At 70.0% G+C, this 13207-nt stretch carries 16 protein-coding genes; 4 read left to right on the top strand and 12 right to left on the bottom strand.

Annotated elements, in window-relative coordinates:
• Positions 1–8 precede the first annotated feature (8 nt).
• The gene (locus tag BLW84_RS29245) at positions 9–785 is read left to right on the top strand and encodes an enoyl-CoA hydratase-related protein (protein WP_093271685.1); all 777 of its coding nucleotides are present in this window, start codon (positions 9–11) and stop codon (positions 783–785) included.
• Positions 786–788: 3 nt separating this feature from the next.
• On the opposite strand, the gene BLW84_RS29240 is transcribed toward BLW84_RS29245, so the two are convergent.
• From BLW84_RS29240 to BLW84_RS29195, 10 genes are all read right to left on the bottom strand, one after another.
• Positions 789–1379: a Uma2 family endonuclease gene (locus BLW84_RS29240; RefSeq protein WP_245761465.1), complete on the bottom strand. Its 591-nt coding sequence runs from the start codon at positions 1377–1379 to the stop codon at positions 789–791.
• Between the two features lie 76 nt (positions 1380–1455).
• Positions 1456–1824, bottom strand: coding sequence for a barstar family protein (locus tag BLW84_RS29235; protein WP_245761459.1), 369 nt, complete (start codon positions 1822–1824; stop codon positions 1456–1458).
• A 50-nt stretch (positions 1825–1874) separates the two neighbouring features.
• The gene (locus BLW84_RS29230; protein ID WP_093271680.1) at positions 1875–2300 is read right to left on the bottom strand and encodes a guanyl-specific ribonuclease; all 426 of its coding nucleotides are present in this window, start codon (positions 2298–2300) and stop codon (positions 1875–1877) included.
• Positions 2297–2533: a hypothetical protein gene (locus BLW84_RS29225; RefSeq protein ID WP_093271677.1), complete on the bottom strand. Its 237-nt coding sequence runs from the start codon at positions 2531–2533 to the stop codon at positions 2297–2299. Before BLW84_RS29225 ends, BLW84_RS29230 begins: the two co-directional genes overlap by 4 nt.
• Before the next feature lie 161 nt (positions 2534–2694).
• Positions 2695–3585 carry a 3-hydroxyisobutyrate dehydrogenase gene (mmsB, locus tag BLW84_RS29220; protein WP_093271675.1) on the bottom strand — a complete coding sequence of 297 codons (891 nt, stop codon included), beginning with the start codon at positions 3583–3585 and terminating at the stop codon, positions 2695–2697.
• 48 nt (positions 3586–3633) lie between these two features.
• On the bottom strand, positions 3634–4668 hold the full coding sequence (locus BLW84_RS29215; protein WP_177226750.1) for an enoyl-CoA hydratase/isomerase family protein: 1035 nt from the start codon (positions 4666–4668) through the stop codon (positions 3634–3636).
• Positions 4669–4788: 120 nt separating this feature from the next.
• Positions 4789–5958, bottom strand: a complete 1170-nt coding sequence (locus tag BLW84_RS29210) for an isobutyryl-CoA dehydrogenase (protein ID WP_093271805.1) — start codon at positions 5956–5958, stop codon at positions 4789–4791.
• 90 nt (positions 5959–6048) lie between these two features.
• The gene (locus tag BLW84_RS29205) at positions 6049–7548 is read right to left on the bottom strand and encodes a CoA-acylating methylmalonate-semialdehyde dehydrogenase (RefSeq protein ID WP_093271671.1); all 1500 of its coding nucleotides are present in this window, start codon (positions 7546–7548) and stop codon (positions 6049–6051) included.
• Between the two features lie 381 nt (positions 7549–7929).
• Positions 7930–8367, bottom strand: a complete 438-nt coding sequence (locus tag BLW84_RS29200; RefSeq protein ID WP_093271669.1) for an NUDIX domain-containing protein — start codon at positions 8365–8367, stop codon at positions 7930–7932.
• 61 nt (positions 8368–8428) lie between these two features.
• Positions 8429–8716, bottom strand: a complete 288-nt coding sequence (locus tag BLW84_RS29195) for an ArsR/SmtB family transcription factor (protein WP_143061141.1) — start codon at positions 8714–8716, stop codon at positions 8429–8431.
• Positions 8717–8782: 66 nt separating this feature from the next.
• Here BLW84_RS29195 and BLW84_RS29190 point away from each other — a divergent pair, with 66 nt between their 5' ends.
• Positions 8783–9220, top strand: a complete 438-nt coding sequence (locus tag BLW84_RS29190) for a VOC family protein (RefSeq protein ID WP_245761458.1) — start codon at positions 8783–8785, stop codon at positions 9218–9220.
• Positions 9221–9455: 235 nt separating this feature from the next.
• On the top strand, positions 9456–10460 hold the full coding sequence (locus tag BLW84_RS29185; protein WP_245761457.1) for a methyltransferase: 1005 nt from the start codon (positions 9456–9458) through the stop codon (positions 10458–10460).
• Here the strand turns inward: BLW84_RS29185 and BLW84_RS29180 are convergent.
• Positions 10427–11092, bottom strand: a complete 666-nt coding sequence (locus BLW84_RS29180; RefSeq protein ID WP_093271662.1) for an MOSC domain-containing protein — start codon at positions 11090–11092, stop codon at positions 10427–10429. The genes BLW84_RS29185 and BLW84_RS29180 overlap by 34 nt on opposite strands.
• Positions 11093–11329: 237 nt before the next feature.
• A complete protein-coding gene (locus tag BLW84_RS29175) occupies positions 11330–12376 on the bottom strand; it encodes an NAD(P)H-dependent flavin oxidoreductase (protein ID WP_093271660.1) in 1047 nt (348 codons plus the stop codon).
• Between the two features lie 187 nt (positions 12377–12563).
• On the opposite strand from BLW84_RS29175, the gene BLW84_RS29170 reads away from it, so the two are divergent.
• Positions 12564–13193 carry a GNAT family N-acetyltransferase gene (locus BLW84_RS29170; protein WP_093271657.1) on the top strand — a complete coding sequence of 210 codons (630 nt, stop codon included), beginning with the start codon at positions 12564–12566 and terminating at the stop codon, positions 13191–13193.
• Positions 13194–13207: the final 14 nt, after the last annotated feature.

The following is a 13207-nucleotide window of genomic DNA, read 5'->3' as shown; positions in this document are numbered from 1 at the left end:
TGCCTGTCATGGATGAGCTTGTGCACCTCGCCGTGGCCGACGGCATCGCGACGATCACGCTGGATTCGCCCCACAACCGCAACGCGCTGTCCGCGCAGCTGCGGCGCGAACTGCGGGATCACCTGAGCGCGGCGATCGCCGACGACGCGGTGCGCGTGATCGTCCTGGACCACACCGGCAAGGTGTTCTGCGCCGGGATGGACCTCAAGGAGTCGCGCTCGGCGGACTCCGAGAAGCAGGGCGTCAACGAGTTCCCGGCTATCTTGGAGCAGATCTGGACCAGCCCGAAGCCGGTGGTGGCCAAGCTCGCCGGCCCGGCCCGCGCGGGCGGCGTCGGCATCGCGGCGGCCTGCGACATCGCGGTCGCGGTGGACACGGCGACCTTCGCGTTCTCCGAGGTTCGCATCGGTGTCGTGCCCGCGGTGATCTCGGTGACGGTGCTGCCGCGCCTCAGCACCCGGCAGGCGCACGAGCTGTTCCTGACCGGCGAGACCTTCGACGCCCGCCGCGCCGCCGAAATCGGCCTGCTCAACTCCGCGGTCGCCGCCGACGAGCTGGACGCGGAGGTCAAGCGCTACACCGACATGCTCGCCTTGGGCGCCCCGAACGCGATGGCGGCGACGAAGGAGATGCTCATCGGCCGGCGTCCGTCGAGCATGGACGACGCGTTCGCCCAGATGCTGGAGCTGTCGGCGAAGCACTTCGCGGGCGAGGAGGGGCAGGAGGGCATGCGGGCCTTCGCGGAGAAGCGCAAGCCCGCATGGGTGCCCGACGCCCTGAAATGACGCTCAGGCGCCTTCGCCGCCGATCCGCTCGCGCCACGGTCCCTTGGCCAGCAGCCAGTAAGGAACGAGCTTGACCGGGAACGGGAAATCGGTGGCGAAGATGTCCTCGCCGATGACCTGCTGCACCTCGCGGTACTCGCCGTCCTCCAGCCGAAACTCGAGGATCCCTGGTTTCTCGTCGTCCGGCGTGACGATCCAGTACGCCTGGATACCGAATTCGGCGTACTCGCGACGCTTGGTGTGATGGTCGCGAATGATGCTCTCCGGAGAAACGACCTCGATCGCGAGCAACGGTGGCCGGGTGAGGTACGGCTGCTCGAAATCAGTCTCGTTGAGCACAACTACGTCCGGGATGCTGTGGTGCGTCCGATTCGCGTTGAAGTTGATACCAGCACCCTGCATCGCGAGGTAACCATCTGGCGCTACGACGAAGTTCAGGTAGCCGCACAGCCGGGACTCAACGAGGGAGTGAATGCTGACTGGCGCAGGAGACACGTCAAGCCTCCCGTCGACCAGCTCGTAGCGGCGCCCGTCGTCGGGTAGCCGCTCCAAGTCGTCGACGGTCATCGGCACGTGCTGCTCGTGCGCCTGCATGTTCACGACAGACATACTGCCTCCTGTTCTGCACGGGAGCCAGTATTGCGAGGCGCGCCTGATCACCAATGGGCGATCAGGACCTGGTCAGCACCGCCGTGAACTCGCGGCCGCAGATCGGGTGCTCGGCGGCGTCGCGGAGCACGGCGTTGATCCGGCCGAATGCCTTCGGGTCGTGCTCCGCCAGCGCCTGGAAGCCCGACCAGACCAGCACGTGCTCGCCCTCCGGCAGCCAGGACAGGTCCGTCAGGCAGTCGTAGAGGGCGTCCAGGTTGCGGCCCGTCCACTCCGGGAAGTTCAGCACCGCGGCGATCCCGTCCAGGGTGGTCCGCTTGCTGATCAGGTCGGCGCCGTCCAGCACGTGCGCGACCGCGCCCCGCTGTTCGGCTTCCTGCACGGCCTCGCGCGCAGTGACGTCGGCGGACGGCTGCTCCACTTCGCTCACCGTCGGCTCCTTCCGCACCTTGCTGGCCCACTTCGTCGCAAACATCGCACTCAACCCGCGGCGTCGACAACCACAAATGACTCGTAATGATCGCTCGTGTAGTAAAGCTCGGAATGGCTGCCGGTGACCAGCCGTCGGGCCCCGCGATCTTTGGAGCCCGGCGTCTTCACGGTGTACTCGTGGTAGTAACCCGACGTCTGCTCCGGCAGGACGCCTTCGCGGTTGCCGAACACCGAGCCGTCCTTGCCCGGATACGGGAACGGGCCGCCCTTGATGATCAGCTGCCAGGTCTGCCCGGCCTCCGGCGGCAGCGTGGACAGCGCCTTGACCGGCAGGCCGGACTCGGCGCCGGGCACGGCCCGCTGCTGCGTCGCCGCGCTGGGATCGACGTCCACGAAGTCCCGGACGAACCAGCCGATGACGACCAGGGCGATCAGCCCGACCAACGCCACCGAGATGCGCTTGCGCGACGTCACGCCGCCGTCCCCTTCCGCCCGGTCTCGCCGTCCCGGCGGCCGACCGGGGGTTCCGCGTCGCGAACCCTCGTCAGCTTCGCGCCGAGGCGGTCGATGCCGCGGTCGATCACGCGGGCTAGCACCCAGCACAGCGGCAGCAGCACCGCCAGCACCAGGGTCACCTGCAGGGGGTAGACGAGCTGCACGAGCCACAGCTCGACGCCGTCGTACCACTCGACCAGCCACTCCAACACAGAGCGTCAGGGTACGCCCGGTCAGATGACGCCGTGCGCCGCCCCGGGTCCCGCCCGCGACCACCCCGCGTGCGCACTTCCCGCGGTACAGCACGATTTCACGAGGAACCGACCACCACCTGGGGGAAACGGTAATTCCTCGCGAAACCGGCAGCCGGTCGTCAGCGCTGTTCGGAGTGCTCCCGGATGGACTTGATGATCGCGCCGAAGTCCAGGTCGCCGCCGCCCTCCTCGTTGAACCGCCGGTAGAGCTCGGTGGCCAGGCGGCCGATCGCGGCGTCGGTGCCGCTCTGCTCCGCCGCCGAGGTCGCCAACCGGAGGTCCTTGAGCATCAGCGCCGCGGCGAAGCCAGGCTCGTAGTCGTGGTTGGCGCGGCTGGTCTCCACCAGGTCCGGCACCGGGCAGTTGGTGGTCAGCGCCCAGCACTGCCCGGTGGAGATGGACGCCACGTCGTAGAGCGCCTGGTGCGACAGCCCCAGCCGCTCCCCCAGCACGAACGCCTCGCTCACCGCGACCATGGACGCGCCGAGGATGAGGTTGTTGCACATCTTGGTGACCTGGCCGTTGCCGGGCCCGCCGCAGTGGATGACCTTGCGCGCCATCGGTTCCAGCAGCGGTTCGGCGCGGTGGAAGTCCTCCTCCGAGCCGCCCACCATGAACGTCAGGGTGCCCGCCTCGGCGCCGGCGGTGCCGCCCGAGACCGGGGCGTCGATGGAGCCGAAGCCCGCCTCGGCGGCCCGCTCGTGCGCCTGGCGGGCGTCCGCGACGTCGACGGTGGAGGAGTCGATGAGCAGGGTGCCGGGCTTGGCCGCGGCGAGCACCTCGTCGTAGCAGGCCAGCACGTGCTTGCCGCTGGGCAGCATGGTGATCACCGCGTCGGCACCGGCGGCGGCATCGGCCGCCGATGCGACGGTGGTCACGCCGTGCCGGTCGGCGACCTCCAGCGCCGCCGGGATCAGGTCGAACCCCTGCACCGAGTGGCCGGCCTTGACGAGGTTCGCCGACATCGGGCCGCCCATGTGGCCCAGCCCGATGAATCCGATGACAGCCATTGTCATTTTCCCCTTCTGCGCTGGAACTTCCGTCAAGGCCGCCGCGGATCAGCCGAACAGCTTCGGCTCGTCCGCGACCGGTTCGAAGAACTTCTCCACCCGAGACTCGTCCACATCGGACAGCTGTGCCGGCGACCACTGCGGGTTGCGGTCCTTGTCGACCAGCGTCGCGCGCACGCCCTCGACGAAGTCGCCGATGCGCACGCACGCCATGGCCAGCCGGTATTCCTGGACGAGGGCGTCCTCCAGCGAGTCGTAGTCGCTGCGCAGGGCCTTCCGGGTGACCTTGAGCGAGGTCGGCGACTTCTGCCCGATCACCTCGGCGGTCTCGCGGGCCGCTTCCTCCGGCCGCTCGCGCAGGCGCCGCAGGATCTCCTCGACGTCGTCCGCCGAGTACGCGGCGTCGATCCACTCCCGCTGCGCGGCCAGGGGCGCCTCGGGTGCGGGTTCGGAGAACTTCTGCAGCACCTCGTCCACCTCGCCGACCGCCAGCGCCTCGACGAGTTCCGGCAGGTTCGCGCTGTTGACGTAGTAGTCGGCGACCCCGCAGTAGATCGCGTCCGCGCCGCCGACCGGCGCACCGGTCAGCGCCAGGTGCGTGCCGAGCTCGCCGGGGGCCCGGGAGAGCAGGTAGGTGCCGCCGACGTCGGGGATGAAGCCGATGCCGACCTCGGGCATGCCGACCTTGGAGCGCTCGGTGACCACGCGGTGCGAGCCGTGCGCGGAGATGCCGACGCCGCCGCCCATGCAGATGCCGTCCATGATCCCGACGACCGGCTTCGGGTAACCCGCCAGGGCCGAGTTGAGCTGGTACTCCTCGGTCCAGAACGCGGCGGGCAGCGACTCGTCACCGGCCTTCGCCGCGTCGTGCAGGGCGCGGACGTCGCCGCCCGCGCACAGCCCGCGCTCACCGGCCCCGTCGATCAGGATCGCCCGGATGTGCTCAGCGGTGCGCCACTGCTCCACCGCCTGCGCCATCGCCCGGACCATCCCCAGCGTCAGCGAGTTGAGCGCCTTGGGGCGGTTGAGCGTGATCCGGCCGAGCGAGCCCTGTTCGCGAACCAGGATCTCGGGCTCCGTCATGATGCGACTCCAAGTTTCTGTCCGTGTGCGCGGATCGGTGCGCGCGGCGGAACCGGCCGCCGCCGCCCGCCCACACCACCCGATCCGCGCAGCTGATGCGCTGCCCCGTGCCGCCGGCGGTCAGGCCGCCAGCAGCCCCCGGGAGATGATCAGCCGCATGATTTCGTTGGTACCCTCCAGGATCTGATGCACCCGCAGGTCGCGGACGATCTTCTCCAGGCCGTACTCGGCAAGGTAGCCGTAACCACCGTGGATCTGAAGTGCCTCGTTGGCCACCGCGAACCCCGCGTCGGTGGCCAGCCGCTTGGCCATCGCGCACAACCGGGTGGCCGCCGGGTCCTTGACGTCCAGCGCCCACGCCGCCCGCCACAGCAGCAGCCGCGCGGCCTCCAGTTCGGTGGCCATGTCGGCGAGCTTGAACTGCAGCACCTGGAACTCGCTGAGCTTGGCGCCGAACGCGCTGCGCTCCCGCACATAGGCGAGGCTCTTGTCGAGCGCGGCCTGCGCGCCGCCGAGCGAGCACGCGGCGATGCTGAGCCGGCCGCCGTCCAGACCGGTCATGGCGATCCGGAAGCCGATGCCCTCGTCGCCGAGCCGCTGGGCGGCGGGCACCCGGACGCCGTCGAAGATCACCTGCCGGGTCGGCTGGGCGTTCCAGCCCATCTTCTTCTCGTTGGCGCCGAAGGACAGGCCCTCGGAATCGCCCTCGACGACGAAGGTGGAGATGCCCTTCGCGCCGGGCTCGCCGGTGCGGGCCATCACCACGTAGACATCCGAGGTCCCGCCGCCGGAGATGAACTGCTTGACGCCGGTCAGCAGGTAGTCGCCGCCATCGCGAACCGCGCGGGTCTCCAGCGCCGCCGCGTCCGAGCCCGCGCCGGGCTCGGTGAGGCAGTAGCTGGCCAGGCGTTCCATCGAGCACAGCCCAGGCAGCCAGCGGGCGCGCTGCTCGGCGTTGCCGAAGCGGTCGATCATGCCCGCGCACATGTTGTGGATGGAGATGTAGGCGGCGATCGACGGGTCGCCGGTGGCGAGCGCCTCGAAGATCAGCACCGAGTCGAACCGGCTCAGCCCGCTGCCGCCGACCGACTCGTCGACGTAGATGCCGCCGATGCCGAGCTGCCCGGCTGCGCGCAGCGCCTCGACCGGGAAGTGCTTGGCCTGATCCCATTCGATGGCGTGCGGGGCGAGTTGTTCGGTGGCGAACTCCCGCGCGGTCTGCTGGATCGCGCGCTGGTCCTCGGTGAGATCGAACGGCGACACCGGGCCGGCCACGGCTGCAACGGACACGTCCACTCCCTTCCCCGTGAGCGATTTCGCACCTCCCGGCGCGGGTGCGGCGGCGATTTCGCAACGAGATCGCCGCCGCACCCGCCCGGTTCAGTGCATCGTCGGAATGGTGAAGCTGGCGCCTTCCTTGAGGCCGGAGGGCCAGCGCGAGGTGACCGTCTTGGTCTTGGTGTAGAACCGGATCGAGTCCGGCCCGTGCTGGTTGAGGTCGCCGAATCCGGACCGCTTCCAGCCGCCGAAGGTGTGGTAGGCGATCGGCACCGGGATCGGCACGTTGACGCCGACCATGCCGGTGTTGACGCGGGAGACGAACTCGCGCGCCGCATCGCCGTCGCGGGTGAAGATCGCCACGCCGTTGCCGTACTCGTTCTCGCTGGGCAGCCGGACCGCCTCGTCGTAGTCGGCGGCGCGGACCACCGACAGCACCGGCCCGAAGATCTCCTCCTGGTAGATCCGCATGTCCGGGGTGACGTGGTCGAACAGCGAGGCGCCCAGGAAGAAGCCGTCCTCGTGCCCGGCGAGCTCGAAGTCCCGGCCGTCGACCAGCAGCTTCGCGCCTTCCTCGACACCGACGCCGATCAGGTCGCGGACCCGCTGCCAGGCCTGCTTGGTCACCAGCGGGCCGAAGTCGGCGGCCTCGTCGAAGCTGGTGCCGATCGTCAGCCGCTGCACCCGCTCGACGAGCTTCTCGACCAACGCGTCGGCGGTGGCCTCGCCGACCGGGACCGCGACCGAGATCGCCATGCAGCGCTCCCCGGCGGAGCCATAACCGGCGCCGATCAGGGCGTCGACGGCCTGGTCCAGGTCGGCGTCGGGCATCACGATCAGGTGATTCTTGGCGCCGCCGAAGCACTGCGCGCGCTTCCCGTGGGCCGCGGCGGTCGAGTAGATGTACTCGGCGATCGCCGACGAGCCGACGAACCCGACGGCCTCGATGCGCGGCTCGGTCAGGATGGCGTCCACCGCGGTCTTGTCGCCGTTGACCACGTTGAAGATCCCCGGCGGCAGCCCGGCCTCGATGAACAGCTCGGCCAGCCGCAGCGGCACCGAGGGGTCGCGTTCGGAGGGCTTGAGCACGAAGGCGTTGCCGCAGGCGATGGCCGGCGCGGCCTTCCACAGCGGGATCATCGCGGGGAAGTTGAACGGCGTGATGCCGGCGACCACGCCCAGCGGCTGCCGCATCGAGTACACGTCGATGCTGGTGCCGACGTTCTCGCTGTACTCGCCCTTGAGCAGGTGCGGGATGCCGACGGCGAACTCGACGACCTCCAGGCCGCGCTGGATGTCGCCCTTGGCGTCGGCGACGGTCTTGCCGTGCTCCGAGGCGAGCAGCCTGGCCAGCGAGTCCATCTCGTCGTTGACCAGCTGGAGGAACCGCATCAGCACCCGCGCCCGCTTCTGCGGGTTCGTCGCGGCCCACGCCGGCTGCGCCTCGGCGGCGTTGTCGACCGCCGCCGCGACCTCCTCCGCCGAGGCCAGCGGCACCCTGGCCTGCACCTGCCCGGTGTTGGGATCGAACACGTCACCGAAGGACCCGGACGTCCCCGCCACGCGCTTGCCGCCGATGAAGTGCTCCAGCTCGTTGGTCATGTCGCAACGCACCTTCCGCCGAACCGGTCGGTAATTACTAGGAAACCAAACCTTTGGTACTCCAATCTTTCCCAGAAACGCGGCCAATGCAACAGGGTGCGCTGCATCACAGGCCCGATCGGGTAGCGGTGAAGACCTGACGGATCCGAGGAGGGCGCGGACGACTTCCCACGCCGAACCGCCGGCGGATGCTGATGAGATCGAATGCAGCCCGACCGGGACCGGTCGCCGCTCACGCCCCGAACGGTCCGCGAGGCGCCCCAGGGCTGCCCCGCACGACGCAGGGACTACGACCTATTTCGCCCATCAGGAGATCCTGGCGAGAAGCGCGGCACCACCGCCGGCACAGCGACTTCACGCCTACTCGTCCACTCAGGACGATCAGGACTTGAAGTACTTCTCCAGGATGCCTTCGAGATCGGCGCCGAGCGGGATCTCGCCGGCCGCCGACACCCAGGCGTACGCGTCGTGCTCGGTCAGCCTCACGCCTTCGGCCGTGGCGACGGTGACCGACCAGGTGTGCTGGCGGTTGTACGTGCCACTCCGGGTGATGTAGTCGAACGCGCCCAGGTAGCCGTTGATCTCCGCGATGCGGAGGCCGGTCTCCTCGACCACCTCGCGGCGCAGCGCCGTGTTCAGGTCTTCACCGGGATCGACCTTGCCGCCGGGGAATTCCCATTCGCCGCCGCGGGAATCCGTCTCGCGGCGACGCACCAGCAGGACTTGCCCACCGGCATCGATGACTGCCGCGACGATCTGCTGCTGCACGCCGTCGGCGGCGTCTCGGCGGGTCAGATCGGCCATTTCGGCCAGGCGCATGCGGACCGTCCTCCCGGGCTCTTCGCCACCGTACCGGGACGCCCCGCCACCCCGCACGCCTCTACGCGGACGGAACCAGCGAAACGGACATCCGCCGGACCACGTCCAGCGCCGCCGGGTCGAGCGAGTAGCAGATCTGGGTGCCGTCCCGGCGGGTTCGCACCAGCCCGGCCTCGCGCAACGTGCGCAGGTGGCCGGAGATCGTCGGCTGGCTCACCCCGAAGTACTCGGTGAAGTCGCAGGCGCAGATCTCGCCCTCGCGACGCAGGCGGTCGAGGACGCCGAGCCGGATGGGGTGCCCCATCGCCCGGAACAGGCCAGCGGTGTGTGCCAGATCATCGTCGCCCACCAGCCCATTGTATCGCCACTCTCCTATATAAAGAGAATCGGCAGTTACCTATATAGGAGGATGGCGATGACGTCCGGTGTGAACGAACTGGTCCTGGAGGTGGCGGACCTCGACGCCGCGGAGCGCTTCTACACCGAGGTGCTCGGATTCCCGGTCATCGAACGCTGGGAAGGCGGGCACTGGCGCAACCGCGAAGCGGTGTGGGTGCTGGCCGGCGGCACCAGGATCGGCTTGTGGAAGCCGGCCCTGGGCATAGCCCGCGCCCGGGGCGGCGTGCACGTCCACTACGCCCTGTCGGTGAGCGACGACGAGTACGACGCGGTCGTCGAGCGAGTTCGCGCGCAGGGCGCGCAGGTCGACGAGGTGGAGTTCGGTCCGGGCAATGCGCGCTCGGCGTACGTGGCCGACCCGGACCACAACGTCGTCGAGTTCTGGACCTGGGACGTGAAGCAGGGCAGCCCCGGGGCGCCGAGCGCGATCAGCGAAGGCGTCTTCGGCGTATAGCGGATCGGCGAGCCCTTCGGGCCGCTTCGGCCCGAGGGGCTCGCGATCCACTCGGCGGCCGGCCGCACGCGGGCTTTCCCTTCAGGAACAACGACTTCGCACCCGCGCCATCGAACCCAGCGTGGCGTCGACGAGCTGTCCACAAAGCACAGCCGGACCCGGTCGAAAGCGCGTTCAGCCCCGGCGGGCTGCTCGCGGCGCGCTGAGCAGGCCGGACGGGCTTACCCTGCAACGCATGCCCCCCGAGTCGCCGGACGTCTGGGCTATGGCCGACCTGGCCACGCCGTTCGCAGTCCGCACGGCGGCCACCCTCCGGGTGCCCGACGCGGTCAAGGACGGCCCGCTCCCGCTCGCCGACATCGCGCACCGCTGCCGGGCCGAGGCCGATCCGCTCGGGCGCGTCCTGCGATTCCTGGTGCACCGCGGCATGTTCACCGAACCCGAGCACGACGTCTTCGGCCCCAACGACGCCTCGGAGGCACTGCGCAGCGACCTGGACGACGGCCCCCAGCCCTGGCTGGACCTGGACGGCGCCGTCGGCCGCGCCGACCTCGCGTTCGTCGAGCTCATCGAGCAGGTCCGCGGCCGCCACCCCGCCTATCCGGCCGCGTTCGGCCGGTCCTTCTGGGAAGACCTGGCGCACAACCCGCAACTGTCGGACTCGTTCGACGCCCTCATGGAGACCAAGACCTACGGGATCGCCCCGCTGATCGCCGTCGCGCACGACTGGAGCGCATACGGCCGGATCGCCGACGTCGGCGGCGGCAAGGGCGTGCTGCTCGCCGAGATCCTCCGGGCCAACCCGAAGGCGCGCGGCATCCTGGTCGACCTGACCGGACCGGCCCGCAGCGCCGCCGACTACCTGCGCGAACAGGGCGTCGGCGACCGCTCCGAGGTGGTCACCGCGAGCTTCTTCGACCCACTGCCCATCCAGGCCGACGCCGTGGTGGTCTGCGACGTCCTCGGCGACTGGGACGACGAGGACGCCACCCGGATCCTGGAGAACTGCAAGCGGGCGATCGCCCCGGGCGGGCGACTGCTGATCATCGAACTGCTGCCGGACCGGGAGCGGATGGCGCTGTTCACCGAGATGGACCTGCGGATGATGATCTACGTCGGCGGCCGGATGCGCGATCTCGACCGAACCCAGCAGGTCGCGGAGGCCGCCGGGCTCGCCGTCGAGGATTTCACGCCGCTGGACAACGGCTACGCCATCGTCGAATGCCGCCCCGAGCGGTAGCGCTGCACCCTCGCGGCGATCGACTCGCGCCACTTCTCCGGCAGATCGGCGAGGCCACCGGTGACGTGTTCGGCCAGGTCACCGCGGTCCTGCATCTTCAAGGCGAACACCTCGGACACCTGCACCCCGTGCGCCGGCCGGGAGAGCACCTCGACCGCATCGCCCGCGCTGATCTCGCCCGGCTCCTCCACCGCCAGGTACGCACCGGTCCGGCCGTGCTCGCTGAACCGCTTGACCAGGCCCTTGACGTCCCAGAACCCGGCGAACACCCGGCACGGCGTGCGTGGACCCGTCACCCGCAGCACCGCCCCACCGATCCGCCACCGCTCACCGATCACCGCGGAACTGCTGTCGCACCCGACCAACGTGAGGTTCTCGCCGGCATTGCCCGGAACCAGCTCGCGCCCCAACTCCTGCGACCAGTACCGGAGTTCCTCGCTGTCGAAGGCGTAGGCCGCCTGGTACCAAGCCCCGTGGTACTTCAGGTCGCACACCGTGTCGCCGCGCACGCCGGCCTGCTCGAACCACACCGGCCCACCGGCCGGGTGCTTGTCGATACCGCTGCGCCCCACGCGCCCGGTCCAATCCCCGGTCCGCACCACCGCGAGGTTCACCGACTGCACAATCCCCATGGCCCCAACCTACGCGGACGGCCACCCGCGAACCGAGCGAGTATCCGCTGGAAGCAGCCCTGCCCGGCAGTCGTCGCTCGGGGGCACGGCCCCCAGAGCCGACAGCCCGCCCGGCGAGCGGCGCCGTGGCTCCTCCGCTACACCGCCGAACCACTTGCGCGCGGCTTCCTTGGGCCCTCCCCCTCCCCCCACCCCACCCTCCCCATTGCTGCCGCGCGGCAGTGATCAACGCCGTGGTTACAGCCGGGCGCCGGCCTGCTGCAGTGCCTGGCGGGCCTCCTCGGTCAGGCGGCGCACCAGTTCCGCTGCGGGCAGCGGGCGCGCTTGCGCGTAGGTTTGGCCCGCCCACAACGACATCAGCTCCGCGTCGCCGGCCTTGCCCGCGGCACCTCTCATCGGCTTCGTCAGGTTGTTCAGCTGCGGGTACGCCGCCGGGGCGTCACCGTTGTCGGCCAGGAACCGGTTCACCAGCCCCCGTGCCGGGCGGCCGCTGAACGCCCGCGTCAGCGCGGTTTCCCGTTGTCCCGCCGCGATTTCGGCACGCTGCGTCGGCTGCGTGCCCGCCTCGTCGCACACCAGGAACGCAGTCCCCAGCTGCGCCGATACCGCACCCGCGGCCAGCACCGCCGCCACATCCGCGCCGTGCACCAGGCCACCCGCCGCGATGATCGGCAGGCCGACCTCGGCCTGGATCAGCCGGATCGCCGCCAGCAGACCGAGCAGCTGCCCGCCACCCGGCAACGCCGGATCGTCGTTGAACACCGCGCGATGCCCGCCGGCCTCCATGCCCTGCACGCACACCAGGTCCGCTCCCACGTCCGCCGCAGCGCGCGCCTCCTGCGGCGTCGTGACCGTGACCACGACCTCGGAGCCCGCCTCGTGCAGACGTTCCACAATGGACTTCGCGGGCAACCCGAAGGTGAACGACACGACGGGGACGCGCTCGGCGATCACGACCTCCACCTTGGCCGGGTAGTTGTCGTCGTCCCAGCTCGGCGAGCCCGGCTCGACGCCGTGCCGCTCGGCTGCCGCCGCCACCCGAGCCGGGTAGTCGGCGAGATCGCGATCCCGACGCTCGCCCGGAACGAAGAGGTTCACCCCGAACGGCTCCGCCGTGAGCGCCCGCAACGCTGCGACCTGAGCCGCCAACGCGTCGGCCGACAGGTACCCCGCGGCCAGGAAACCGAGGCCGCCCTCGGCGCTCACGGCTGCGGCCAGTTCCGGCGTGGAGGCGCCACCCGCCATCGGCGCGGCGATCAGGGGAATTCGTCGCTCTGCGATCATGTTTCGACGGTAGTCCCGCCCTCACCAAGAACGCATCAGAGCATCGCGCACACCACAGCGCCAACCGCGCCGGACCGCCATCCGAAGCCGCAGGCTCAACCTTGCGTGATCCGGCACTCTTTCAACGGCATTTCTCCTTTCGTTTGGGCATAACGGAGTTGAGGAGCTGATCGGAAAGGCACCCCCCATGCGAACCACCACGCGCGACGGCCTCGCGCTCCGCGCCGCCAGCAGTGCAGACACCCCAGCGCTGGCCGACTTGCTCAGCGCGTCATACCGCGACGAGCCCCGGATGGCAGCACTGCTGCCGCTCGAAACGCAGCGAGAAACCAAGCTCCGCGCACTGTTCTCCCTTCTGCTGAACCAAGATCACCTCGATCACGGCACCGAGATCGCCGAGCTGGACGGGCACCCGCACGCCGTCGCGGTGTGGGACCGGCCGGGCAGCCAAGCCGCCCCGCTCGGCCGACGCCTCGTACACCTCCCGGCACTGCTGTCAGTGTTCCGCTGGCGGCTTCCCGAGACCGCGCGGGCGATCCAGGCGTTCAACGCCACCGACAGCCACCGGCCCGACGAACCGCACTGGCACCTGGCCGCCATCGGCACCACACCGGACGCCCGCGGTCGCGGACTCGGCAGCGCCCTGCTGGAATCCGGGCTGACGCGTGCCGATGCCCACGACACCCCGGTCTACCTGGAAGCCACAGCGCACGCCGCGGTCGACCGGTTCGAGCGGTTCGGGTTCCGCGTGATCCACGAGTACCCGGTCGCCGGCGGCCTCACCGTCTACGGAATGTGGCGCCCGGTGGCCCGCTGACCCGCGAGCACCGT

It is taken from the genome of Saccharopolyspora shandongensis, assembly GCF_900106995.1.
GTDB lineage: Bacteria > Actinomycetota > Actinomycetes > Mycobacteriales > Pseudonocardiaceae > Saccharopolyspora > Saccharopolyspora shandongensis.
The sequence above is the reverse complement of the archived record's forward strand: the minus strand, read 5'-3'. Positions and strand labels throughout refer to the sequence as shown.

Coding starts and splice junctions, on each gene's coding strand:
- BLW84_RS29185 (WP_245761457.1), top strand. CDS start 9,456: ATGCCCCCCGAGTCGCCGGACGTCTGGGCTATGGCCGACCTGGCCACG.
- BLW84_RS29245 (WP_093271685.1), top strand. CDS start 9: ATGGATGAGCTTGTGCACCTCGCCGTGGCCGACGGCATCGCGACGATC.
- BLW84_RS29205 (WP_093271671.1), bottom strand. CDS start 7,548: ATGACCAACGAGCTGGAGCACTTCATCGGCGGCAAGCGCGTGGCGGGG.
- BLW84_RS29175 (WP_093271660.1), bottom strand. CDS start 12,376: ATGATCGCAGAGCGACGAATTCCCCTGATCGCCGCGCCGATGGCGGGT.
- BLW84_RS29190 (WP_245761458.1), top strand. CDS start 8,783: ATGACGTCCGGTGTGAACGAACTGGTCCTGGAGGTGGCGGACCTCGAC.
- BLW84_RS29200 (WP_093271669.1), bottom strand. CDS start 8,367: ATGCGCCTGGCCGAAATGGCCGATCTGACCCGCCGAGACGCCGCCGAC.
- mmsB (WP_093271675.1), bottom strand. CDS start 3,585: ATGGCTGTCATCGGATTCATCGGGCTGGGCCACATGGGCGGCCCGATG.
- BLW84_RS29170 (WP_093271657.1), top strand. CDS start 12,564: ATGCGAACCACCACGCGCGACGGCCTCGCGCTCCGCGCCGCCAGCAGT.
- BLW84_RS29240 (WP_245761465.1), bottom strand. CDS start 1,379: ATGCAGGCGCACGAGCAGCACGTGCCGATGACCGTCGACGACTTGGAG.
- BLW84_RS29215 (WP_177226750.1), bottom strand. CDS start 4,668: ATGACGGAGCCCGAGATCCTGGTTCGCGAACAGGGCTCGCTCGGCCGG.
- BLW84_RS29180 (WP_093271662.1), bottom strand. CDS start 11,092: ATGGGGATTGTGCAGTCGGTGAACCTCGCGGTGGTGCGGACCGGGGAT.